Source organism: Leucobacter chromiireducens, from assembly GCF_003917135.1.
GTDB classification, from domain to species: Bacteria; Actinomycetota; Actinomycetes; order Actinomycetales; family Microbacteriaceae; genus Leucobacter; species Leucobacter chromiireducens_A.
This window is the reverse complement of record NZ_RPDI01000034.1, coordinates 1-24,126: the sequence shown is the minus strand read 5'-3', so window position 1 is coordinate 24,126 and position 24,126 is coordinate 1. Positions and strand designations below refer to the sequence as shown.

Genomic DNA, 24,126 nt, shown 5'->3' with positions numbered 1-24,126 from the left:
CGATCAGTTGGTACTTGAAAGAGGAGGATCCGCTGTTGATGACGAGGATCTTGGTCACGCGTCTGCTCCGTCCCGCATGCCGGCCTGCACCGCGGTGATGGCCACCGTGTTGATGATGTCCTCAACGGTCGCACCGCGCGAGAGGTCGTTGACGGGTTTGTTCAGCCCCTGCAGCACCGGCCCGACGGCCACGGCGCCCGCCGAGCGCTGCACCGCCTTGTATGTGTTGTTGCCGGTGTTCAGGTCGGGGAAGATGAACACGGTGGCGCGGCCGGCCACCTCGGATCCCGGCATCTTGGATGCTCCGGTGGCCGGGTCGCTCGCGGCGTCGTACTGGATAGGGCCCTCGATCAGGAGCTCGGGGCGCGCGGCCTTCGCGAGCGCCGTGGCCTCGCGCACCTTGTCGACGTCTGCGCCGGTGCCGGACTCCCCGGTCGAGTACGAGAGCATCGCGATGCGCGGCTCCACGCCGAACTGGGCGGCGGTTTCCGCCGAGGAGATCGCGATGTCGGCGAGCTGCGCCGCGGTGGGATCGGGGTTCACGGCGCAGTCGCCGTACACGAGCACCCGGTCGCGCAGCCCCATGAAGAACACGCTCGACACGACGGAGACCCCCGGCTTCGTCTTGATGAACTCGAGGCTCGGGCGGATCGTGTGCGCGGTGGTGTTCGCGGCTCCGGACACCATTCCGTCGGCGAGGCCGAGCTGCACCATCATGGTGCCGAAGTAGCTGCCGTCGGCCATGACGTCCCAGGCCTGCTCGTGCGTGACCCCCTTGTGCGCGCGCAGCCGCGCGTACTCGGCGGCGAAGCGCTCACGCTCGGGCGAGGTGAGCGGGTCGATGATTTCGGCGGCGTCGAGGGTGAGGCCCAGCTCTCCCCCGCGCTTCCGGATCGCTGCCGCGTCGCCCAGGAGGGTGAGCCGCGCGGTGCCGCGAGCAAGCAGCGTGCTCGCGGCGCGGAGGATCCGGTCGTCGTGCCCCTCGGGCAGCACGATGTGCGAGCCAGCGGCCGCCGCGCGCGCGAACAGCTCGTACGCGAACATGACGGGCGTGCGCACCCCGCCCCGGTGGAGGCGCAGCCGCTCGCGCAGCGTGGTCGTGTCGACGTGCTGCGCGAAGAGCGCGAGCGCCGTGTCGAACTTGGTTGGCGATTCCTCGGTGAGCAGCCCGCGCGCCGAGGAGATGCGGCGCACCGTGTCGAAGGTGCCGGAGTGCGTGCGGATGATCGGCAGCGTCGAATCGACGCCGTCGAGCAGGCGGGCCACGTCGGCTGGCAGCGCGAACTCCCCGTTCAGCACCACCGCGGCGATCGTGGGGAACGTCGGCGCCTCGTGCGCCATCGTGACGGCGAGGAGCGTCTCGGAGCGGTCGGCGGCGATCACCACGACGGAGCCCTCGAGCAGCCGCGGGAGCACGTTCTCCATCGACATGCCGGCGACCACGACGTCGCGCACCTCACGGGCGAGCAGCTCGGCAGAGCCGCGCTCGAGCGTGCCGTCGACGGCCGCGAGCACCTCGGACACCGGCGGGGCGACGAGCAGCAGCTCCTCGGGGATCGACCACACGGGGGTCCCTGCCGGCAGCACGGCGGCAACGGCACGGTCAATTTCGGACAGCTGATCGGGATCGGCGCGATTCACGAGTGCGGCGAGCACCGTCGCGTGCTCGGCCTGGAGTTCCGCGAGCCCGAGCTCGGCCAGCTGGGCGATGTCGGCTGGGGTGCGTGCGGGCTGCTGCCCGAGGTATTCGGCCTGCTCCGTTGCGCGGCCGCCCAGCACGAGCAGCACGGGGGTGTCGAGGTTGGCGGCGATCCGCGCGTTGAAGGCGAGCTCGGTGGGGGCGGCGACGTCGGTGAAGTCCGAGCCGACCACCACGATCGCGTCGCAGCGGGCGCGGAGCGACTGGAACGCGGCGACGATGCGGGCCATCGCGGCGTCGGGGTCGGCGTGCGCGTCGTCGTAGGTGACGCCGACGCAGTCCTCGTAGGCGACGTCGGCGGTGGCGCGCCGCAGCAGCATGTCGAGCACGCGGTCGCGCTCGCTCGCGGAGCGAATGAGGGGACGGAACACGCCGACGCGTGGCGCGTCCGCGCGGAGCGCGTCCAAGACTCCGAGCGCCACCGCGCTCTTGCCCGTTCGGCCTTCGGCTGACGTCAGATAGATGCTCGCTGCCACAGCCTTCAGTCTAGGCGGCACGCCCGGCTGGCGCGTGAGGCGGCACGGTTCTCGCGCGGCGCCCCGCAGAAACGCCGGCGCCGGGCCAGGCAAGGCGGCTCGCGCAGAAGATCTGTGCGGCCGCCCATGCCTGGCCCGGCGTCACGAATGGAAGCTGATCGGGATCAGCGTGCCTCGTCGGGGCGCTGCCCGGCGGCGAAGCCCGCAGCGAAGCCGCGCTCGAAGCCGCCACGCCCGCGCCCGCCGTGGCCCTTCCCGTGCCCACGCCCGTGGCCGCAGTTGCCGTGCCCCTCGGGCGCACCGTGGTGTTCGGGCGCACCGTGGTGCTCGAAGCCCGGGTGGTGCGGGTGGCCGTGGTGGTGCGGGTGATGACCGTGGCCACGCCCGTGGCCGTGGCCGAAGCCGTGCCCGTGGCCCCGGCCGAAGCCGCGGCCACGCCCAAAGCCTCGTCCGCCGCGCGGCAGCCGCAGCTCCTCGGTCCAGCCCAGCTCGCGCGAGATCGCCTCGAGCGTTGCCAGGGTGGTGGCGAGGTCGGCCTCGGGGACCGAAGCGGCCACGCGATCCCGCGCGTCCCGGATCGCGGTGTCGGCGCGCTCGCGCACCGCCTCGCCCGCTGCGGTGAGCTGCCAGCCCTCGTCGTTTCGGACGATGAGGCCGCGCTCGACCATGGTGAAGAGTCGCTTGCCGCCGCGCTCGAGCCGCTCGCGCAGTCGCTCGGGGAGCTCGGTGCCGCCGGCGAGCGCGGTCAGCAGTCGGTGCTCGCGGCGCGTGGTCCCCCCGGCGGCGAGGGCCGCCTCGGTCTCGCGCGCCATGAGCGTCGCGGTGGCCCGCAGCCAGTAGCCGAGTGACCGCTCGCTCGCGTCGGACTGCGGGGCAGAAGTATGAGAATCATGTGCGTTCGTCATGAGTGATGTCCTTTCGGTGTGGGCGCCCTGCCCACGATGTATGTCATTGTGCATGTATATGTATGATGACATGTAGTCGATTGCATGTCAAGAGGCATGTAAAATTTCCTGCATGACGACCACCCCTGCAGCCGAGCACGACCCCACCGAGGGCCCCGAGGTCGACGCGATCATCGGGGCGCTGGCGCGCATCCGCGGTCGCCGTGGCCCCCACCGCGGGGACGGCCCGGGCGGTGGCTTCCCCCTCCCTGGGCACCCGCACGAGCCGCACCCTGGCGGGCCGCAGGACGCCGACGGGGCGGAGGGGCCGCCCTGGCGTGATCCGCGCGGGCGGCACCCTGGCGGTGGCCGTGGTGGCTTCGGCGGCCCGGCGCTGCTGCGGCTGCTGAGCACACTCGCGCACGCGTCGACGCCGCTCACCGTCAGCGAGATTGCCGGGGAGATCGGCGTGGATCAGCCGCGGGCGTCGCGCCTCGTGCAGCAGGCGGTGGAGCGGGGCTTCGCGGCACGCGAGGCAGATCCGGAGGACGCGCGTCGCACTCGGGTGCGCATCTCGCAGGCCGGGGAGCGCGCGGTGCACGGCTTCCGCGGGCGCCAGCGCGCAGAGGCGGGCGCCGCACTCGCCGCGCTGGAGCCGACCGAGCGCGCGGAGCTCGCGCGGCTGCTCACGAAGCTCGCGGCGGCGTGGCCGCAGCACGACCCCCAGCCCTAGCCCCCCACCTCACCCGCGCCCTCCACCCCACCGCCCCCAAGGAATCGGGGTCACTTTGGCAGGGTGTCGCCGAGGCTGGAGTCGCGACACCCTGCCAAAGTGACCCCGATCCGCACCGCGGCGCGGGGTGTAGGGGGACGGACTGGCGGGCGGGGGCGGGCAGGCGCGGCGCGGGGCCCCCGAAACGAAAAGACTCCCTACGTACCCGCTAGAGCCCGAGTACCCTTGCTTCGTTTCCGACCTGGGGGAGTTCCTCGAGATAGCGCCACGTAGGGAGCCGTTCCAGTGTAGCGGACTATTCCTCGCTCACCGCACGCTCCGGCGCGTCGGCGCCCGCCGCGGGCACCTCGACCGGGCCGGTCGCGACCGGGATCGCTCCCGTGAGGAGTTCCTCGGCGCGCGCCTCGTCCACCTCGCCGGCGAACTGCGCCTGGTGGAGCGCGGCGTACGCACCCTCCCGCGCGAGCAGCTCCTCGTGCGTGCCCTGCTCAACGATCTTGCCGCTCTCCATCATGAGGATGGTGTCGGCGTCACGAATCGTCGACAGGCGGTGCGCGATCACGAACGACGTGCGATCGCTCCGCAGCGCGCTCATCGCCTGCTGCACGAGCACCTCCGTGCGCGTGTCGACCGAGGACGTCGCCTCGTCGAGGATCAGCAGAGACGGGTTCGCGATGAACGCGCGCGCGATCGTGAGCAGCTGGCGCTCGCCGGCGGACAGCGAGGAGCCGTTCTCCGAGATCACCGTGTCGTAGCCGTCAGGCAGCTGCCGCACGAAGCGATCCACCATGGTGGCCTGCGCCGCAGCGACGACCTCCTCGTCGGTGGCGTCGAGCCTGCCGTAGCGGATGTTCTCGCGGATGGTGCCGTCGAACAGCCACGCGTCCTGCAGCACCATGCCGACGTGACCGCGCAGCTCGGCGCGCGAGAGCTTCGTGATGTCGACGCCGTCGAGCAGGATCCGCCCGCCGTCGAGCTCGTAGAAGCGCATCACGAGGTTGACGAGCGTCGTCTTGCCCGCCCCGGTCGGCCCGACGATCGCCACGGTGTGACCCGGGCTCGCCTCGAGCGACAGGTCCGCGATGAGCGGCTGCTCGGGATCGTAGCTGAAGCTCACGTTCTCGAACACGACGTGCCCGTCCGTGCGGTCGGGCAGATCGGCGTCGGCGGTGTCGGGATCCTGCTCGTCGGCGTCGAGCAGCTCGAACGTCCGCTCGGCCGAGGCGACGCCCGACTGCAGCATGTTCGCCATGCCGGCCATCTCACCGATGGGCTGCGCGAACTCGCGCGAGTACTGGATGAACGCGGTGACGTCGCCGAGGGTCATCTGGCCGGCGGTGACGCGCAGCGCGCCGGCGACGGCGATGAGCACGTAGCTCAGGTACTGCACGAACTGCATGGCCGGCATGATGGTGCCCGACAGCGCCTGCGCCTTGTACGCCGCGGTGAAGAGTCCCTCGTTACGGCGGTCGAACTCCTCAGCCATCTCGGCGTCGCGGTTGAAGATGCGCACGAGCTCGTGGCCCGTGAACGACTCCTCGATGTGGCCGTTCAGGTCGCCCGTGTACTTCCACTGCGCGACGAACAGCTTCTGCGCGCGCACGCCGACCACACCGGCGATGATGCCGGAGAGCGGGAGTGCGATCAGCGCGATGAGCGCGAGCTGCCACGACACCACGAACATCATCGCGGTGATGCCGATCACGGTGAGCAGGGACTGCACGAGCTGCGAGAGCGCCTGCTGCAGCGCCTGCTGGATGTTGTCGACGTCGTTGGTGACGCGCGAGAGCACGTCGCCGCGCTGGCGCCCGTCGAAGAAGCTGAGCGGCAGCCGGTTGATCTTCGCCTCGATGTCCTGGCGGAGCTGGTACACCACGCGCATCACGAGCTTGTTGAGCAGGAAGCCCTGCAGCCACATCAGGAACGACGCGACAAGGTACAGGCCGAGCACCACGAGGATGAGCTGGCCGAGCAGGCCGAAGTCGATCCCCTGACCAGGCACCACGCCGGAGCCCTCGAGCATGTCGGCGAACTGGTCCTCGCCGCGGTCGCGGGCGACCGCGATGATCTGCTCGAGCGGCACCCCGGCCGGGAGGTCCTTGCCGAGCACGCCGTTGAAGATGACGTCCATCGCCTGGCCGAGGATCTTCGGCGCGATGACGGTGAGCACGACGGAGCCGATGACGAGCACGACGACGAGCGCGAACAGCCACTTCTCGGGGGCGAGGAGCCCCACGAGGCGCTTCGCCGCCGGCCAGAAGTGCTTCGCCTTCTTGGCGGGCTGGCCACCCGTCCAGTCGTCGTTGTCGGGCTGGTAATCGTCGGGGAGTTCAAATTCCTCGACGGCCGCGGACTTCGCGGGCTTCCGGTCCTTCTTGGCCATTACGCCGCCTCCGCCTCTTCGAGCTGCGATCGGACAATCTCCTGGTACACCTCGTTGTTCGCGAGCAGCTCGTCGTGGGTGCCGCGGCCGACGATCTCGCCGGCCTCCATCACGAGGATCTGGTCGGCCTCCGTGATCGTGGAGACGCGCTGCGCGACGATGATGGTCGTCGCGCCCTCCGTGGCGCTCGGCAGCGCGGCGCGCAGGCGCGCGTCGGTCGCAACGTCGAGCGCGGAGAACGAGTCGTCGAACAGGTACACGCGCGGCTTCGCCACGAGCGCACGCGCGATCGAGAGGCGCTGCCGCTGGCCGCCGGACACGCTCGTGCCACCCTGGGCGACGGGCTCCTCGAGGCCGAGCTCCTTCTCGCGTACGAAGTCCTCACCCTGCGCGACGCGCAGCGCGTCCCAGAGCTCGGCCTCGCTCGCGTCGGTCTTGCCGAAGCGGAGGTTCGAGGCGATCGTGCCGGAGAAGAGGTAGGGGCGCTGCGGCACAAGGCTCACGGTCTCGGCGAGCTGCGCGCGCGTGAGCGCGGCAACCGGCGCGCCATCGATCGTGATCGATCCCTGCTGCGCGTCGTAGAGGCGCAGCATGAGGTTCAGCAGCACGGTCTTGCCCGCGCCGGTCGAGCCGATGATCGCGGTGGTCTTCCCTGGCTCGGCGACGAACGTCGCGTCGCGGATGACGGGCTGCTCGGCGCCGGGGAACCCGAAGGTCACACCGCTGAACTCGATGCGACCGGCCTGCGGGGTGACCACCGTCTCTCGATCGGGGAACGACAGGGTCGACTCAGTGTCGAGCAGCTCGCGGATGCGCTCGGCGCACACGACGGCGCGCGGGATCATCATCGTCATGAACACGCCCATCATCACCGCCATGAGGATCTGCAGCAGGTACTGCAGGAAGGCGGTGAGCGAGCCGATCTGCACGACGCCAGCCTCGACGCGGTGGCCGCCGAACCACAGCACGGCCGCGGTGGCGAAGTGCAGCACCATCATGATCACGGGGAACATGAGCACGAAGATGTTGCCGACGCGCACCGACACGTCGGTGATGTTGCGGTTGGCGGTCTCGTAGCGGTCCGCCTCGAAGTTCTCGCGCACAAAGGCGCGCACCACGCGGATGCCCATGATCTGCTCACGCAGCACGCCGTTGATCGCGTCGACGCGGTCCTGCATCTTCCGGAAGAGCGGAAGGAGCAGCCACACGAGGAAGCTGACGATCACGGCGAGCACGGCGACCGACACCCAGACGAGCCAGGACATGCCTGCGTCCTCGCGGAGCGCCATGATCACGCCGCCGATCGCCATGATCGGCGCCGACACCATGAAGTTGAGGGTCATGAGCACGAGCATCTGGATCTGCTGCACGTCGTTCGTGCCGCGGGTGATCAGCGTGCCAGCGCCGAACTTGGTCGCCTCGAGGGTGCTGAGGGAGTCCACCTTGCGGTAGACCTCGCGGCGCAGGTCGCGGCCGATCCCCATGGAGGTGCGCGCGCCGAAGTACACGGCGGCGACCGCGGTGAGGAGCTGGCCGAGGGACACGATGAGCATGAAGCCACCGGTGCGCCAGATGAAGCCGGTATCGCCGAGCGCGATTCCCTTGTCGATGATTTGAGCGTTGAGGCTCGGCAGCCACAAGGCTGCGATGGTGGAAAGCAGCTGCAGCACGAGCACCGCGACCACGAACGGCCAGTACCGTTTCGCGTGTCGCAACGTCAGTGAAATGAGGGCCACGAGGATCCTTTCGTCGCGCGCCAATCGTCGAAGTTTCACGCGGGGCAGGCGTGACACACGAACGACGGAGCAGGCGAAAACACTACCACCGCCAGGGCCCAGATGCGACGAATTCTCCCGAATTCAGGAGTTACCCCGCGGTATCCGCCTGGCTTGCGCTCTCATCTGGCGTTTTTCCGCCCTGCACCGCGGCGACTTCGCGGTCGCTCAGTACCCGCCATGGCGAGTTCTGCGGCAGCACGAGCGCGGCGTCCGGGCTCTCGCCCTTGGTCCACCAGCGCGCCTCGAATCCGATGCCGTCGAAGATCACCCGATCGCCCTGCCGGTACTCCGTGCCGTGCTCCCAGTCGGGGTACGCCCCCGCCGGCAGCTGCGGGCGCTCGATGGGTTTCTCGCCGGGCAGCACGGGGCCGAGGAGACGCCACGGCTGCGCGCCGTTCTCCGGGGTCTCGTCCGGCTGTTCGCCCTGCGTCCACCACTTCGCCTCGTAGACGTTCCGCCGCCACACGATCTTCGTCTCGGCCGGGTACGCCGCGTCGCTGTTCCAGATCGGGTACGGGCTCGTCTCGGGGTCGTCGACGTCCTCGCCGTGCTCCGGGGTCTCCGGCTGCGGCGACGGCTTCGGCTGGACGATCGCGCCGCTGCGCTCCCCCGCGAGCGTCAGCGAGAAGCGCTCATCGCCCTGGTCGACGCCGCTGCACGAGTCGGACACCTGCTTGGGATCGGGCCAGTTGTTGTCGCACTCGCGGTCCCGGTTCAGCGACCACATCGACAGGCGGGCCATGCCGTGCTCCGCCGCGAACGCGGAGAGCGCGCGGGCGTCGGCGAGCGTGAACACCTCGTCGCGCACGTCGTTTTGCCCGATCATCGGGGTGGCCCCGATCTTGCTCCACGCGGTTGCCTCGCCGACGGGGGTCCCCTCCTCCTGCGCGAGCGTGCGCAGCTGCCCGTGCAGCCCGGTGAGGCTACCGAGGATCGTGTCGATGAGCGGTTCGTCGAGCCCCGAGTTGTAGTTCATGGTCATCGCGTTCACGCCGGCGACCACGACCCCGGCCTGCAGGTACGTGCGCACCGCGGCGAGCCCATCGGCGGTGAGGCCGCTGGGAGCGATCGGCAGGGTCAGCCACACCTCGAGCCCGTCGCTCGTTCCCTCCTGCACCGCACGGATGGCGCGCGCCTGGCGCTCGATCGCGGCGTGGTCGCCGAGCAGCTCGCCCTCGATATCCATGTCGATGCTGGCGAGCTCGTACCGCTCCACCACCTGCCGGTAGCCGTCGGCGAGCCGATCGGGATCGGTGCACTCGAGAGCGAGGTCCGAGTTCGCCTGGCCGCCGAAGGACACGAGCGCGGAGCCGCCGAGGTTGCGCAGGCGGGCGAGGCGGCGATCCAAGTCGAGCATCTGCTCGGCCTCATCGAGCCCGTAGACGCCGCCCCACGCCGGGCTGCACGCGGCGTCCGGATCTCCGACCACGAACGCGAGCGCCACGTTCTTCGGCCCGGTGCTGCCCGGGCTCTCGAAGGGGAAGCTCGGGGTCGCGGTCACGTCGACGTAGCCGTCGCTCCACGGGCGCTGCTCGCTCGCCTCGCGCTGATCCTGCCACCAGCCCCAGCCGAAGATGCCGCCGCCGACGAGCGCCGCGACGACGATCATGAGCAGCGTCAGCCGGAACCATGAGAGCTTGCGTCCCGGAAACCACTTCGACATGACATCCCCATCGTGTGCTGGCGGGCATGACGCTTCCCGTGATCGGACATACCCGATCGACGTCATCCCAGATAGGATTATCGTGACACACTCGGGGCCGGATCATCGAGATTCGGGATAATCCGGGTCGCGCGACCTGTGGAGGAGCGCACCACCATGGGGATGGAGGATTCGCGTGACCGACGGCTCTCCGCAGCGCGCTCGACGCAGGCAGTGGGGCGCTGAGCTCCGCGCCGAACCGCTCGCGATCGTCCCTTCTCGCCCATCGCCAGCAGCGATCGTGTGGGCCAGGCTCGCCATCGTCATCACGGTGGTGTCGTGGTTCCTCTACATGCTCACCACGATCATTCGCATGGTGATCGAGGGGCCGCAGGAGTCGTTCGTCTTCCACCTGCAGACGTGGGTGTACGGGCTGACCGTCACGGCGCTCACGTTCTCGGCGATCATGTACCTCACCGCGCGCTACGGTGCGCTCGTGCGGTTCCGCGAGCACCGGCGCGTGGAGCGCGCGCTGCTCGACGAGCATTTCGCGCGCTCCGATGATCGCGTCACGGTACTGATCCCGAGCTACGACGAAGAGCCGGACGTGGTGCGGTACACGCTGTGGTCTGCCGCGCTGCAGGAGTTTCCCGACATCCGCATCGTGCTGCTCATCGACGACAAGGCCGAGGGGCTCACGGGCGAGCCGCTCGCGCGGCTCGAGCGCACGCGTGGGCTGCTCGGCGAGATCGAGGCGGAGCTCGAGGAGCCGCGCGCGGCAGCGCAGGCCGCGCTCGACGCGTTCCTCGCCGACGCCCCGGCGGTGCCCGGCCCCCTCGACGCGAAGCGCGCGGCCGACGCGTACGCTGCCGCGGCCGGGTGGCTCGACCGCTTCGCCGGCACCGAGCAGATCGACGAACACATGGGCGAGTTCTTCGCCGAGTACGTGCTGCTCGGCCTCTCCAACGATCTCCGTCTCACGAGGCTGGCGCTCGACGCGGCGCACGACCAGGGGGCAGCGCCCGAGTGGGAGCGGCTGCGGCAGCTCCACCAGCGCCTGGTGTGGATCTTCAGCGCGCGCCTCGGCTCGTTCGAGCGCAAGCAGTACGCCTCGCTCTCGCAGGAGCCGAACAAGGCGATGAATCTCAACTCGTACATCTCGCTCATGGGCGGCAATTACCGGATCGTGCGCGACACCGGCGAGCAGATCCTCGAGGAACTCGGGGTCGATGAGGATCCGGCAGCTGCGGATCTCGTGATCCCCGACTCGCGCTTCCTGCTGACCCTCGACGCCGACTCGCAGCTGCTGCGCGAGTACTGCCTGCGGCTCGTCTACCTGCTCGAGCAGCCCGAGAACGAGCGGGTCGCCGTGACGCAGACCCCGTACTCCTCGTTCCGCGGCGCGAGCACGCGTATCGAGCGCATCGCCGGCGCCACCACCGATCTGCAGCACATCCAGCACCAGGGGCTCACGTACTTCAACGCGACGTTCTGGGTGGGCGCGAACGCGGTGATCCGCACCGAGGCGCTCGACGATATCGCGGTGACGCAGACCGTCGGCGGCTTCGAGATCACCACGTACGTGCAGGATCGCACGGTCATCGAGGACACTGAGTCGAGCATCGACCTCGGGCTCCACGGCTGGACGCTGGAGAACTACCCCGAACGGCTGAGCTACAGCGCGACGCCACCGGACTTCGGCTCGCTCGTGGTGCAGCGCCGCCGCTGGGCCAACGGCGGTCTGCTCATCATGCCGAAGTTCTTCGAGATGATCCGGGCGCGAAAGCACGGCTCCGAGCGGGTCCGGCTCACCGAGAAGATGCTGCGCAGCAACTACATGTCCTCGCTCGCGTGGGCGAGCTTCGGGCTGCTGTTCCTGCTGTTCTTCCCGTTCGATTCGCGACTCCTCAGCCCGCTCGTCATCGCGGCGGCGCTCCCCTACTTCATCTCGATGGGGCTCGACCTCCGCGCGAGCGGGCATCGCTTCGGCGACATCTTCCGCATCTACGGCTTCAACCTCATCCTGCTACCCGTGAACCTCGCTGGCGTGCTGAAGTCGATCCAGCAGGGGGCGACGGGGGCGAAGATCCCGTTCGCGCGCACGCCGAAGGTGGTGGGTCGCACCGCGGCCCCCGGCATCTACGTGACGCTCCCGTTCATCATCGTGGCGTTCTCCGTGCTCACCGCGGTGCGCGACTTCACCGTCGGCAACTGGGGCAACGCGGCGTTCGCCTCGTTCAATGCGATCATGGCCGGGTGGGCGATCGTCGCCTACATCGGCATTCGCGCGTCGATCGCCGACGCGACGCTCGGCCTCATCGGCTGGCTGTACGTGCCGATCAAGCCGAAGCGCGCGAAGCGCGAGTCGCTCGTCGATCCGACGGCCACGATCAACTGGCAGGCGATCCTCTACCACGGTGACCGCCGGCTGCGCCGCGATCTCGCGCGCACGAGTGATCGCCGCCGCCGACTGAGCACGGTGCGCACCGAGGTGCAGGATCCGACCGCGCCGGTCGAGGTGGTCCAACCGAGCGGGCGCGCGCGCCGCAGGGCTGCACGCCACTCCTCCGACGCACGCTGAGCGGCTGCGGTCCGATCCCGCACTGAGTGCACGCAGTTCGCCCGGCCCCATTCACTTTCTCAGCTCGGTGAGGCAGGGTGGGAGCACGGCCCTTCCGCGGAGGCCCTTCCACGGAGGGGAAGCGATGCGGTGGGGCGCGCTCACGCGCACCCTCCGCACCTAGCGAAGGGGAAATAACAGTGCACACTGATATCCCGCAGCACGCGGAGATCGAGCAGCTCGCTCACATTGATCGAGCCAATCTCGTGACCATCGTGCTGCGCACGACACCCGTCACCACCGAGGCGGAGGCCAACCGCATCACGTTCGGCACGCTCATCAGCGAAGCGATCGGGTGCCTCGCCGACCAGGGCGGCGACGCGGTCGAGCGCGATCGCACCGAGGCTGGGCTGCGGGCCCTGCATGAGGATCAGCACCTGTGGCGCTACCTCTCGCACAGCCTCGTGGTGTTCGCGAGCCCCGACCGCGTCGTGAGCTACCGGCTGCCCAACGAGCTCGAGACCGAGTGGTTCGCCGGGCGCCACTTCCGCATCGTGCCGCTGCTGCGCACGCTTACGTTCCCGCACCAGGCCTCCGTGCTCGCGCTCAGCCAGAACGCGGTGCGCCTGATCAACATCGGCCCGGCGGGGCGTGGCACCGAGGTCGACGTGCCCGGGCTGCCGAGCGACCTGCTCGACGCGTGGGGCGTCGAGGATCCCGGCATCGACGCGCACCGGCGCCGCCTCCACAGCCCGGAGGGGCACACGACCCGCCTCCTCGGCTACGCGCGGGCGGTCGATCGCGCGATCGCGCCGCAGCTGCGGGGAACGGAGCGCCCGCTCATCCTCGCGGCGACGCAACCCCTCGACGGGATGTTCCGCTCGGTCACCTCGGCGTCGCGACTGCTGGCCGCCTCGATCGACGGCAACCCGGACGAGCGCAGCGCCGCCGAGCTCGATGCGGCCGCCCGCTCGCTCCTCGACGCGCACTACGCGGCAGAGCTCTCGGAGCTCCGCGACCGTTTCGAGACGCGCCGCGCCGCCGGGCGCGCGGTGACCGACCTCACCGATATCGCGCGCTCGGCGATCGCGGGGGCAATCAGTACGCTCTACGTTGACATGGCGGCCAGGCCGGAGGGCACCCTCGACGTGGCGACGGGGAGCGTCGCCGCGGAGTCGACTCCCGGTCGCAGCCTCATCGACGAGATCGCAGCGCAGGTGCTCCAGCACGGCGGCCGCGTGCTGGTGCTGCGCGCCGGAGAAGTTCCTGGCGGGGGCGCGCACGGCGCCGAGACCCGCTTCGCGGTCTAGCCGCGCGACGCGCACAAAAAAGGGGGCCCGCTCACCGAGCGGGCCCCCTCATTTCGCAAGTGCGAAGAGCTTAGACGAGCTTGACGCCCGCGCCAGCCTCCTCGAGCTTTGCCTTTGCCTCCTCGGCAGCATCCTTCTTCGCGCCCTCGAGCACGTTCTTGGGTGCCTCCTCGACGAGAGCCTTCGCCTCGCCAAGGCCCAGGCCGGTGAGCTCGCGCACAACCTTGATGACCTGGATCTTCTTGTCGCCAGCCGACTCGAGGACGACGTCGAACTCGTCCTTCTCCTCGACTGCCTCAGCAGCGCCGCCTGCAGCGGGAGCAGCAGCGACAGCAACCGGAGCAGCAGCGGAAACGTCGAAGGTCTCCTCGAAGGCCTTCACGAACTCGGAGAGCTCGATGAGGGTGAGCTCCTTGAACTGCTCGAGCAGCTCTTCAGTCGAAAGCTTAGCCATGGTGTATCTCCTTGATGTGTGCCGAGGCGCTGACGCGCCTCAGGCGGGGTTGTTGTACGTGAAACGGCGTGAGCCGTTCCTTACGCGTCCTGCTTCTCCTGCAGCGCGCCGAAGCCGCGTGCGGCCTTGGCGGGCAGGGCAGCGAACAGCTGTGCTGCACCGACGAGCGAGGCCTGCATGGCGCCTGCGGCCTTGGCCAGCAGCACCTCGCGGCTCTCGAGATCGGCGAGCTTGCCTACCTCAGCGGCGGTAAGCGGCTTGCCATCGAAGTAGCCAGCCTTTACCGCCAAAAGAGGGTGTGCCTTGGCGAAGTCACGCAGAGCCTTGGCGACCGCGACGGTGTCACCGTGCACGAAGGCGAGCGCCGAAGGACCGGCGAGCTCGTCATCGAATGCGGTGATCCCGGCGTTGTTGGCCGCAATCTTGGTCAGCGTGTTCTTCGCCACAGCGTACGTCGCGTGCTCGCGGATGCTGTTGCGGAGTTCCCGCAGCTCAGCAACCGTGAGACCGCGGTACTCAGTCAGCAGAACGGCGCCCGACTCTTCAAACTTCTGCTGAAGATCGGCGACCGTAGCGTCCTTCGTAGCCATGGCGCTCCCTAGCTTGTTGTACCCGAGCGGCGGCTGCCACTCGAGGGCCGTGCCTGTCGGAGCGCTTCTCATACGAAAAAAGCTCCGGCGCGCACGCACGGAGCTTCATGAACCCGGGGAAATCCACCGGTCAAGGAGTTCTGCACCTGCGCTGGTCTCTGCTCTCGCAGACGTTCCGGGATCCTTGCGAACCCTACCGGCGGTCTTTGGCCGTGGACAACTGTAGCACACTTCCTCCGCACAGGATACGCTGCGGAGATGGCCGAGCGGGGATCCCGCGCGAGAGGAGCACACGTGGACAAGGTGAATCTCACTCAGGAACTCGACAGCTACGCCGCGCGGCGGGGCGCGTTCCGCGAGCTCACGGTGCCGCCGATGCAGTACCTCATGATCGACGGTGCAGGCGACCCGAACACCTCGCCGGCGTTCGGCGAGGCGGTGGCGGCGCTCTATCCCCTCGCGTACAAGCTCAAGTTCGCGAGCAAGCTCGAGCTGGGCCGCGACTACGTCGTGCCGCCGCTCGAGGGCCTGTGGTGGGCGGAGGACATGGCGTCATTCACCTCGGCGCGCGATAAGTCACGATGGAGCTGGACGCTCATGATCCTCGTGCCCGAGTGGATCGGGGCCGAGCACGTCGAGGCGAGCCGGCAGCGCATTGCGGCCGGGAAGACCCCGCCCGCGCGCCTCGCCGACGTGCGCCTCGCCGTGCTCGACGAGGGGCCCTGCGTGCAGACCTTGCACGTCGGCAGCTTCGACGACGAGGCCGACACCCTCGCACACATGCACGACACCGTGATCCCGGGGCTCGGCGCGCAGATGACGGGAACCCACCACGAGATCTACCTGACCGACCGGCGACGCACGGTCCCGGAGCGGATGCGCACGATTCTGCGGCAGCCCATCGCGCCGGCCTGAGCGCTGGCCGGGTCGGGCTACACGGCCGCCTGCAGCTGCACCGCCTCCTGCTGCCTGATGAGGCGCAGGTGCCAGGCGCGCAGCACCTCGATGAGCACGATGCCGACGCCGACGATCCCGAGCACCAGCACGCCCAGCTCGTTCGGCAGCCAGGTGACCTGGAAGAACTCGCGCGCGATCGGGATCAGCCAGATCAGCCCCAGCCCCGCGTACATCGCGAGCACGATGAGGACGCGGAACAGGTGCACGGGCCTGGCGAGCACGGCGAGCACCCAGAGCGCCACCCCGGCGAGCGTGAGCGTCGAGGCCGACTGCAGCTCGATGAGGGTGATGCCGCCGAGGCGCTCGGCTCCGATGTGGAGCGCGATGAGCGCGAGCGTCACGACGAGGCCAGCGGGGATCGCGAACGCGAGCGAGCGTTTCAGGAACCCCGAGCGGTAGCGCGCGGCGTTCGGCATGAGCGCGAGGAAGAAGGCCGGGATGCCGATCGTGAGACCGTCCGTGATCGACAGCTGGCGTGGCAGGAACGGGAACGCCCAGGCCAGGAGGCCGAACACGACCGCGATGGCGAACGCGTAGCTCGTCTTCGTGAGGAACAGCATCGAGACGCGCTCGACGTTGGCGATGACGCGGCGCCCCTCGGCGACCACGCCGGGCATGCGGTCGAAGCGGCCGTCGAGGAGCACGAGCCGCGCGACGGCCTTCGTGGCCTGCGCCGCCGTGTCCATCGCGATGCCGAGGTCGGCCTCCTTGATCGCGAGCGCGTCGTTGACCCCATCGCCCGTCATCGCGACGACGTGCCCGCGGCGCTGCAGCGCGTGCACCATCTGCAGCTTCTGGTGCGGGGTCACGCGGCCGAAGACGCGCTCGCGCTCGAGCACGGCGCCCAGCTCGTCGAGGTCCTCGGGGAGCGTACGCGCGTCGCGCCCCTCCGGGCACTCGAGCCCCACCGTGCGCGCGACCGCCGCGACGGTGCGCGGGTCGTCGCCGGAGATGACGCGCACGTCGACGCCCTGCTCGGCGAAGTAGCGCAGGGTCTGCGCCGCGTCCTCGCGCACCTGCTCGCGGAATGTGAGGAGGGCGACCGGCCGCAGCCCGGCCGGCAGCTCGGGGTGCTCCGCCGGGGGCGCGGCCAGTGCGCTGTGCGCGAGGAGGAGGGTGCGGGCGCCCGCCGCCGCGAGCGCGCCGGCCTCCGCGAGCGCCGCGGCGGCCGCCGGGTCGCTCGCGTCCGGGAACACGAACTCCGGGGCCCCGAGCACCCAGGTGCCGGCGGCCGGGCGCTCCGCGGCGGCGCCAGCGCCGGATCCCGCGCTCGCGCCGGCTCCCGCCTCAACGACCACCGCGCTCCACTTGCGGGCGGAGTTGAACGGGATCGCGACCGCGCACTCCGGGCCGGCCGCGTCACCGAACGGCTCGGCGAGGCAGCGCGCGGTGCCGTTCGCGTCGGCCGCGCCGCCCATGTGCCCGAGCACGCCGCGCCAGCCGGCCACCTCGGTGAGCGGGATCGCGCGATCGAACAGCATCTCGCCCGTGGTGAGGGTGCCGGTTTTGTCGAGGCACAGCGCGTCGACGCGCGCGAGCCCCTCCACCGCCGGCAGTTCCTGGATCAGCACCTGGCGCTGCGCGAGCGTGACCCCGCTCACCGCGAACGCGATGCTCGTCACGAGCACGAGCCCGAGCGGCACCATCGCGATCACCGCGGCGACCGCGCCGACCACCGCTTCGCGCCACGCGCCGTTCGCGAGGGCCACGGCCCAGCCGCCCTGCGACTGCATCTGGCCGTTCGCGACGATCAGGATCATGGGCGCGAGCGCCCACGTGATCCACTTCAGCAGGCGATCGATGCTGCCGCGCAGCTCCGAGCGCACGAGCGAGAACTTCCGCGCCTCCGCGGTGAGCTTCGCCGCGTACGAGTCCGCGCCGACGCGCACCACCTCGGCGAGCCCGGTCCCGCCGACCACGCTCGAGCCGGAGAGCACCTCGTCGTCCGCCCGCTTCCGAATCGGGTCCGACTCGCCCGTGAGGAGCGACTCGTCGACCTCGAGCCCGCCGGGCCCGTGGTGGTCGGTGTCGACGACGCGCGCGTCGGCGGTGACCTGATCCCCCGTGCGGAGTACCAGCACGTCACCGAGCACCACGCGCTCGAGCGGGATCTCGACGGCGACGCCGTCCCGCAGCACCCGCGCGGTTGGCGCGTTCAGCACGGCGAGCCGGTCGAGGGTGCGCTTCGCGTTGAATTCCTGCACCACGCCGATGACGGTGTTGAAGAGCGCGGGGAGCCCGAAGAGCGCGTCCTGCCAGCGGCCGAGCAGCAGCAGAATGCCGAAGCCCGCGAACACGATGCCGTTGAACAGCGTGAACACGTTGGCGGCGAGGATCTCCCAGAGGGATCGGCTCGAACCGTCTGGTGCGGCGTTTCCCTGCCCGGATTCCCATCTGCGTTCAGCCTCGGCAGCACTCAGCCCGCGCATCCCAGTCAACTCCATGCGAAACAGCCTAGGAGACCGGCGGCGCCCCTCCCTGGCATTCACGGGAAAATACGGGTCCCATCAGTGAAGTTTCCGGGTTTCCGGAACACGCGCCACGGACAACGCGGAGCCGCCAGGCGTACGCGTTGCGTGCGCCTGGCGGCTCCGATGCAGTACTGCGGTGCGGATGCTTACGCAGCGCCCTCCGCGGCGGCCTTCAGCATGTAGCCGGCTCCGCGCACGGTGTGCAGCATGGGCGGGCGACCGGCGTCGACCTTCTTCCTGAGGTACGAGATGTAGAGCTCCACCACGGTCGACTTGCCCGAGAAGTCGTACGCCCACACTCGATCGAGGATCTGGGCCTTCGAGAGCACGCGGTTGGGGTTGCGCATGAGGTAGCGCAGCAGTTCGAACTCGGTGTTGGTGACCATGATCGGCTCGCCGCCGCGCGCCACCTCGTAGCTGTCCTCGTTGAGGGTGAGATCCCCGACGCGCAGCACCGGGTCCGGTTGCTGCGCGAGCGTGATCTGCGAGCGGCGCACGAGTCCGCGGAGGCGCGCGATGAGCTCCTCCAGGCTGAACGGCTTCACGACGTAGTCATCGCCGCCTGCCGTGAGACCGTTCACGCGATCCTCCACCGAGTCGAGCGCGGTGAGGAAGAGCACGGGGAACATGTCGCCCTCGCCGCGCACGCGCGCGAGGAGCTGCATCCCATCAAAGTCGGGAAGCATGATGTCGAACACGGCGACGTCTGGCCGGAAGCTGCGGATCTTGTCGCTGGCCTCCTGGCCCGTCGCGGCGGTCTCGACCTCCCACCCCTCGTATCGGAGCGCCATTGCGATCAGCTGCGTGATCGATGCTTCGTCGTCGACGACAAGCGCCCGGATCTTTCCCCCGTCGGCGCGCGTCAGATTCTGTGAATCCATGGCTGTTGTCAGTTCCTCTCGGCGTTGCGCGGGTAGGGGTCGCGAGCGCGCTGCGCTCGGGCTTCGTCCATATCCCAATGAATCGGTTCTCGCGACCGCTCGACGGGAATAAGGCGAAAACTCGCTTTGAGCCTACTGCCACTGCCTGATCCCGGTCATAGAAATCGCTGAGTACGCCCTGTGTGCTGGGCTGGCGTACAGTCGGTCTCGGGGCCGGGTATCGGATGACGTCCCCCACCATGGCGACGTCCGTACCACGGCGAAGTCCGTGGGAGACTGGACGGGTGTCCGATTCTACACCGCATTACCTGACCCGAATGGTCACCGACGGCACCGACCGCATGGCGTGGCTCCAGGCGAGGGCGCGCGGCATCACCGCGACCGACGTCGCGAAGCTCTCCACGCCGCGCTCGATCGAGACCGCGGCGACCGAAAAACTGCACGGCAGCAGGTTCAGCGGCAACGTGTACACGGACCACGGCAAGGCGCGCGAGCCCGAGATCGCGAGCTGGGTGCTGCGCGAGTACGGGATCTCCCCCAGCCAGGCTCTGTACCACGCGCCGACCGACCTGCGGCACCTCGCCACCCCCGACGGGCTGGTGCTCCGCGAGACCGGCTCGATCGAGCTCGCCGAGATCAAGACGACGAACAAGGAGTGGCGCACGATCCCACGCCACTACCTGCGGCAGGTGTGGTGGCAGCAGTACGTGCTCGGTGCCGAGCGCACGCTCATGGTCTGGGAGCGGCACGAGAATTTCGTGCCGGTCGGTGATCCCGAGTGCCGCTGGATCGAGCGCGACGAGAACGAGATTGCGCGGCTGGTGTCGCTCGCCGGGCAGCTCATCAACACGCTGATCGCGCGGACGAGTTAGGCGCGCAGGCCTACGAGGCGCTCGGGCCGAAGCCGCCGGCCCCGAAGGGCTGGGCCCCCGGCTGCTGGATCCCGGGCTGTTGCACGCCGTACTGCTGCGCGCCAAGCACCTGCTGACGGCGGCTCTCGTGCGCGAAGCTGCGCTCCATGAGCTCGTGCAGCGCGTCGGCGGTGACCGCGAAGCCGGGCACGTCGTCGAGCACGAGCTTCTCCGCCCCGTGCAGCAGCTCAACGTTGCCTGCGCCCCAGAAGCGCTGCCCGATGCTGCGGCGCTGGCGCACCTCGCGCACCCGGCCGAGCGCGAGCTCGGTGCGGTGCCGCACGAACAGGCCGCGACGCACGATCACCCGGCGCGTCGTCACCGTCGTACGGCCGGCCAGCCAGGACAGCATCGGGAGCACGCCGAGCAGCAGCGCGAACAGGGCGGCGCCGAGCGCCGCGGCGAGGTTCACCCAGCCGGTGGCGAACTGGCCGACCCAGAACCCCGCGAGCCCGGCGATCGCGATGAGCACGATCGCCGGGAGGAGGAGCCGCCTGCCGTGCCGCCGGAAGCGCAGCACCACCACCTCGGGCTGCTCGTAGCTCGCGGGAACCGGCCCGAGCGCAGCATCGACCTCGGCGGTCAGTGAGCGCGCGGAACGGGAAGCCATACCCCTATTCTGCCTGCTCAGCCTGCGCGGGTGCCGCACCGGCCTCGGCGGCGGGCGCCGCGGCCGGCGCGGGCTCGGCGGCGATCGCGGCTGCGGGCTCCGCGGCCTGCTCCTGCGCGCGCTCCGCGTTGGCGTCGGCGGCGACGGTGACCGGCGACTCCGCTGCCGCGGCGCTCGCGGCCCGGCCGGCAGCCGCGCCGGCCGCGTTCCCCGTCACCGCGCCGTTCAGCATGCCGACGAGGTCGATGCCGACGGTGTCCTTCGCCATCTCGAGCAGGCCCTTGATGTTGCCCATCGCCTCGCCGGCCACCTTCGAGGTGCCGTCGGCTGAGACGACCGTCATGTTGTCGATCGCGCCGATCGCCTGCGCGTACTCGTTCGCGATCTGCGGCAGGAGGTGGATGAGCTCCTGCGCGAGCACCGCCTGCGACTGCGTCTCGAGCGCGCGAGCGCGTGCGTCGATCGCCGCGGCCTCGGCCGTGCCCTTCGCCTGGATCGCTTCGGCCTCGGCGCGGCCCTCCGCGGCGACAGCCTCGGAGGCAGCGATACGCGCGGCGCGGCTCGCGAGGCCCTCGCGCTCGACCGCCTTCGCGCGGCCCTCCGCGGCCGACACCGACGCGGCTGCCTCGGCCTTGGCGAGCGCCTCGACCCGGTATGCCTCCGCCTCGGCGACGGCGCGCACGTCGGCGTTCAGCTTCTCGGTGCGCAGCGCCACTTCCTTCTGCGCGGTGATCTGCTGCTGCTCGACGATCGCCTGCTGCTGGATCGCCTGCTCGAGCGGGTCGGCCGCCTGCGCTTGCGCGTTGGCCTTGTCGGTCTCGGCCTGGATCTCGGCCTGGCGCAGCTTCAGTTCGCGGTTGCGATCGAGCAGCACCTTCTCCGCGGAGATCTTCGCCTCCTCGGAGGCCTGGTAGGCGTTCGTCTCGGCGATGTCGGCGGCCTGGCGCACCTTCGCGGCCTCGGGGCGGCCGATGTTCGTGATGTAGTCGGCACCATCGCGGATCTCCTGGATCTGCAGCGTGTCGACGACGAGGCCCTGCTTGGTGAGCGCCTCCTCGGCGGCCTCCAGCACGCTTTGCGCCACGACGGCGCGGTCGCGAATGATCTGCAGCACGGTCAGGCCGCCGATGATCGAGCGGAGCGAGCCGGAGAGCACCTCCTGCGTCGACTCGTCGATCTCGTCCGAGTTCGAGAGGAAGCGCTGGGCCGCGGCGCGGATCATCTCCTGCGAGCCGCCCACCTTCACGACGGCGACGGCCTGCGCCTGCATGGTGATGCCGTCGGTGGTCTGCGCCTCCGTGGTGATCGAGAGGCGGCGCGAGCGCAGCGAGATCGTGAACGACTTCTGCACGAACGGCAGCACGAACACGCCGCCGCCGGTCACGACCTTCTGGCCGGACATGTCGCGCACGGTGCTCCCGTCCGCGGTCTTGACCTCCTTGCCCTTGCCGCCCGTGACGATGATCGCCTCATCGGGTTTCGCGATGCGGTAGCGCTTGATGATGACGAGGGCGATGAGCACGAGCGCGACGACGGCGCCGAACACTCCAACAATTGCGGGGGTCATTACGAACATGTCCTCTCCCGGGTGGGGGCTATGCGGTGGGTGGGGTCGGTGGTGCCGGTGGCGCCGCCGCTGGCGCCGGTTCGACGCGCACCGATGTTGCCGTGATGGTCTGCGCGATGCGCACCTGAGCGCCGCGCGGGATCGCGGAGTCCGCGGTTGCGGAGAGTGAGACGCGCTCGCCGTGACGTACGAGCGCCACCTCGCCGAGCCCGCCCGCCGGGATCGCGAGCACCACGCTGGCCGAGCTGCCGACGAGATCCTCGCCGGAGACCGCGGTCGTCGACTCTGCGCTGCGGATCACCCGGCTGAGCCACCACGCCGCGGCGCCCCCGAGCACGCCGGCGGCCGCGCCGAGCGTCCCGGCGACCGGGGTCGGCAGGCCGGCCCCGACGAGAGCGAACGCGGTGAAGCCGAAGATCGCGGTGAACGCGGCGATCGTGGTGAGGCTGAGCGGCCCGTCACCGAAGTCGAACGCGTCGAAGATCCCGTCGAGCACGAGCGAGATGAGCAGCAGCACGCCGCCGACGACGCCGATGATGAGGAAGACGCCGCCCGCGATCAGGGAGCCGTCGATCAGCCCATCCAGCCAGCTCATGATGCCGTCCATCCGGCACCTCCTCTCAACGCTTCTCCTTGGAGCGTAGCAAGCGCGCAGCGCCTAGGGGAGCCGCGGGACCGCTTCGAGGAGTTCGCGGCCGTACGCGGAGCGGGGCGCTGCGAAGAATTCTCGACCGCCCTGCTCGACGATCTCGCCGCCGCGCATCACGAGCACCCGGTCGCAGAACTCGTGCACGACGGCGAGATCGTGGGAGACGAGCAGCACGGTGAGGTCGAGCTCGGCCTGCAGCGCGCGCAGCACCTCGAGCACCTGCGCCTGGACGGCGACGTCGAGCGCGCTCGTCGGCTCGTCGGCGACGAGCACGCTCGGTTCGAGCGCGAGCGCCCGCGCGAGCGCAACTCGCTGCCGCTGCCCGCCCGAGAGCTCGTGGGGGAACGCTGCGGCGAGCGCCGGATCGAGTCGCACGCTGGCGAGCAGCTCACCGACGCGGTCGCGCACGGCGTCGCGGGGCACGATCCGGTGCACGCGGAACAGCTCGCCGAGCGTCTGGCCGACGGTGAGCCGCGGGTTCAGCGAGGAGGCGGGGTCCTGCGGCATGAGCTGGATCGCGCGGAGCTGGGCCTGCGTGCGGTGCGCCGGCAGCGCCGCGCCGCGCCACCGGATGTCGCCGGCCGCTGGCACGAGCTGGCCGGCGATGGCGCGCGCGAGGCTCGTCTTCCCCGAGCCGGACTCGCCGACGATGCCGAGCGCTTCGCCGCGGCGCACCGCGAACGAGGCGTCGGGGACGGCGACGGTGTCCCCGTAGCGCAGGGCCACCTCGCGCAGCTCGATCTCGGCGGTCGCCGCGTCGGTCGCCCGGTCGCCGGCTGGCGCCTGCGCGCGCGGCGGTTCCTGGCTGGGCTCCGCGGCCACGCGCACGGCGGGCAGCCTGGGCACGGCGGCGAGCAGTTCGCGCGCCGGTGCGCTCGCCGGTGCCGCGAGCACCTCGGCGGTGGCGCCGGCCTCCACGATCTCCCCATCGCGCATCACGAGCAGTTCGTCGCAGAGCTCGGCCACCACCGCGACGTCGTGGCTCACGAAGATGAGCGTCATGCCGCGCGCGCGGCGCAGCTCGGCGAGGAGCGCGAGCACACCGCGCTGCACGGTGACGTCGAGCGCGGTGGTCGGCTCGTCGCAGAGCAGCACGGCGGGATCGCCCGCGAGCGCGAGCGCGATCACCACGCGCTGCCGCTGCCCGCCGGACAGCTCGTGCGGGTATGCGCGTGCGATCCGATCGGGATCCGTGAGCCGCACGTCGCGCAGCAGCTCGCTGACGCGCGCGTCCGCCGCCGCCCGGCCCAGCGCCCCGCCGCCAGCCGCCTGCACCGCGGCGCGCAGCTGGCCGCCGACGCGGGTGAGCGGGTCGAGCGCGGTGAGCGGGTCCTGGAACACCATCCCGACGGGGCCGCCGACGGCGATCTCGCCGCCGGTGACGCGCACGCCGGCCGGCAGCTGCCCGAGGATGGCGCGCAGCGTGAGGCTCTTCCCCGATCCCGATTCGCCGACGATGCCGAGCGCGCTGCCCGGCGCGGCCGCGAGGTCGATCCCGCGCACGAGCTCGGCGCCGGCCGCGATGCGGAGGCCCGTGACGCGCACGGCGCCGGGCTCGGCGGTCCCGGGCT

The 24,126-nt window shown here is 70.4% G+C and carries 18 protein-coding genes and 1 other RNA gene; 5 read left to right on the top strand and 14 right to left on the bottom strand.

The features are described from left to right. Positions 1–54: 54 nt before the first annotated feature. Together pta and EGM46_RS14870 are read right to left on the bottom strand one after the other, a co-directional pair. On the bottom strand, positions 55–2,175 hold the full coding sequence (pta, locus tag EGM46_RS12940) for a phosphate acetyltransferase (RefSeq protein ID WP_125100551.1): 2,121 nt from the start codon (positions 2,173–2,175) through the stop codon (positions 55–57). Positions 2,176–2,339: 164 nt separating this feature from the next. Continuing rightward, complete coding sequence (locus tag EGM46_RS14870; RefSeq protein WP_206427577.1) at positions 2,340–3,080, bottom strand: hypothetical protein; 741 nt, start codon at positions 3,078–3,080, stop codon at positions 2,340–2,342. Between the two features lie 112 nt (positions 3,081–3,192). On the opposite strand from EGM46_RS14870, the gene EGM46_RS15015 reads away from it, so the two are divergent. Further along, a complete protein-coding gene (locus tag EGM46_RS15015; RefSeq protein WP_241156339.1) occupies positions 3,193–3,792 on the top strand; it encodes a MarR family winged helix-turn-helix transcriptional regulator in 600 nt (199 codons plus the stop codon). Between the two features lie 185 nt (positions 3,793–3,977). Here the strand turns inward: EGM46_RS15015 and ffs are convergent. The 4 genes from ffs to EGM46_RS12910 form a co-directional block, all read right to left on the bottom strand. Beyond that, positions 3,978–4,074: signal recognition particle sRNA small type (gene ffs / locus EGM46_RS12925), an RNA gene on the bottom strand. A gap of 13 nt (positions 4,075–4,087) precedes the next feature. Beyond that, positions 4,088–6,175, bottom strand: a complete 2,088-nt coding sequence (locus EGM46_RS12920) for an ABC transporter ATP-binding protein (RefSeq protein ID WP_125100550.1) — start codon at positions 6,173–6,175, stop codon at positions 4,088–4,090. Further along, on the bottom strand, positions 6,175–7,911 hold the full coding sequence (locus tag EGM46_RS12915; protein WP_125100549.1) for an ABC transporter ATP-binding protein: 1,737 nt from the start codon (positions 7,909–7,911) through the stop codon (positions 6,175–6,177). Before EGM46_RS12915 ends, EGM46_RS12920 begins: the two co-directional genes overlap by 1 nt. A 130-nt stretch (positions 7,912–8,041) precedes the next feature. Continuing rightward, positions 8,042–9,616 carry a chitinase gene (locus tag EGM46_RS12910; protein ID WP_125100548.1) on the bottom strand — a complete coding sequence of 525 codons (1,575 nt, stop codon included), beginning with the start codon at positions 9,614–9,616 and terminating at the stop codon, positions 8,042–8,044. Between the two features lie 445 nt (positions 9,617–10,061). Here EGM46_RS12910 and EGM46_RS12905 point away from each other — a divergent pair, with 445 nt between their 5' ends. After that, positions 10,062–12,176, top strand: a complete 2,115-nt coding sequence (locus EGM46_RS12905) for a glycosyltransferase family 2 protein (RefSeq protein ID WP_241156341.1) — start codon at positions 10,062–10,064, stop codon at positions 12,174–12,176. Between the two features lie 179 nt (positions 12,177–12,355). Next, positions 12,356–13,465, top strand: a complete 1,110-nt coding sequence (locus EGM46_RS12900; protein ID WP_125100546.1) for a hypothetical protein — start codon at positions 12,356–12,358, stop codon at positions 13,463–13,465. A 70-nt stretch (positions 13,466–13,535) separates the two neighbouring features. On the opposite strand, the gene rplL is transcribed toward EGM46_RS12900, so the two are convergent. After that, on the bottom strand, positions 13,536–13,919 hold the full coding sequence (rplL, locus tag EGM46_RS12895; protein ID WP_125100545.1) for a 50S ribosomal protein L7/L12: 384 nt from the start codon (positions 13,917–13,919) through the stop codon (positions 13,536–13,538). 80 nt (positions 13,920–13,999) lie between these two features. Then, a complete protein-coding gene (gene rplJ / locus EGM46_RS12890; RefSeq protein WP_125100544.1) occupies positions 14,000–14,509 on the bottom strand; it encodes a 50S ribosomal protein L10 in 510 nt (169 codons plus the stop codon). A 294-nt stretch (positions 14,510–14,803) separates the two neighbouring features. On the opposite strand from rplJ, the gene EGM46_RS12885 reads away from it, so the two are divergent. After that, the gene (locus EGM46_RS12885) at positions 14,804–15,424 is read left to right on the top strand and encodes a GyrI-like domain-containing protein (protein ID WP_241156338.1); all 621 of its coding nucleotides are present in this window, start codon (positions 14,804–14,806) and stop codon (positions 15,422–15,424) included. Positions 15,425–15,441: 17 nt separating this feature from the next. On the opposite strand, the gene EGM46_RS12880 is transcribed toward EGM46_RS12885, so the two are convergent. Next, positions 15,442–17,910: an HAD-IC family P-type ATPase gene (locus EGM46_RS12880; protein ID WP_125100542.1), complete on the bottom strand. Its 2,469-nt coding sequence runs from the start codon at positions 17,908–17,910 to the stop codon at positions 15,442–15,444. Between the two features lie 173 nt (positions 17,911–18,083). Continuing rightward, positions 18,084–18,818: a response regulator transcription factor gene (locus EGM46_RS12875; protein WP_125100541.1), complete on the bottom strand. Its 735-nt coding sequence runs from the start codon at positions 18,816–18,818 to the stop codon at positions 18,084–18,086. 317 nt (positions 18,819–19,135) lie between these two features. On the opposite strand from EGM46_RS12875, the gene EGM46_RS12870 reads away from it, so the two are divergent. Then, positions 19,136–19,690, top strand: coding sequence for a YqaJ viral recombinase family protein (locus EGM46_RS12870; RefSeq protein ID WP_241156340.1), 555 nt, complete (start codon positions 19,136–19,138; stop codon positions 19,688–19,690). A 10-nt stretch (positions 19,691–19,700) separates the two neighbouring features. On the opposite strand, the gene EGM46_RS12865 is transcribed toward EGM46_RS12870, so the two are convergent. From EGM46_RS12865 to EGM46_RS12850, 4 genes are all read right to left on the bottom strand, one after another. Continuing rightward, a complete protein-coding gene (locus tag EGM46_RS12865) occupies positions 19,701–20,339 on the bottom strand; it encodes a PH domain-containing protein (protein WP_241156337.1) in 639 nt (212 codons plus the stop codon). A gap of 4 nt (positions 20,340–20,343) precedes the next feature. Beyond that, complete coding sequence (locus EGM46_RS12860) at positions 20,344–21,906, bottom strand: flotillin family protein (protein ID WP_241156336.1); 1,563 nt, start codon at positions 21,904–21,906, stop codon at positions 20,344–20,346. Positions 21,907–21,934: 28 nt separating this feature from the next. Then, positions 21,935–22,513 carry a hypothetical protein gene (locus EGM46_RS12855; protein WP_125100538.1) on the bottom strand — a complete coding sequence of 193 codons (579 nt, stop codon included), beginning with the start codon at positions 22,511–22,513 and terminating at the stop codon, positions 21,935–21,937. Positions 22,514–22,564: 51 nt separating this feature from the next. After that, positions 22,565–24,126, bottom strand: a 1,562-nt coding sequence (locus tag EGM46_RS12850) for an ATP-binding cassette domain-containing protein (RefSeq protein WP_164512900.1), incomplete at its 5' end; no start/stop codon positions are given.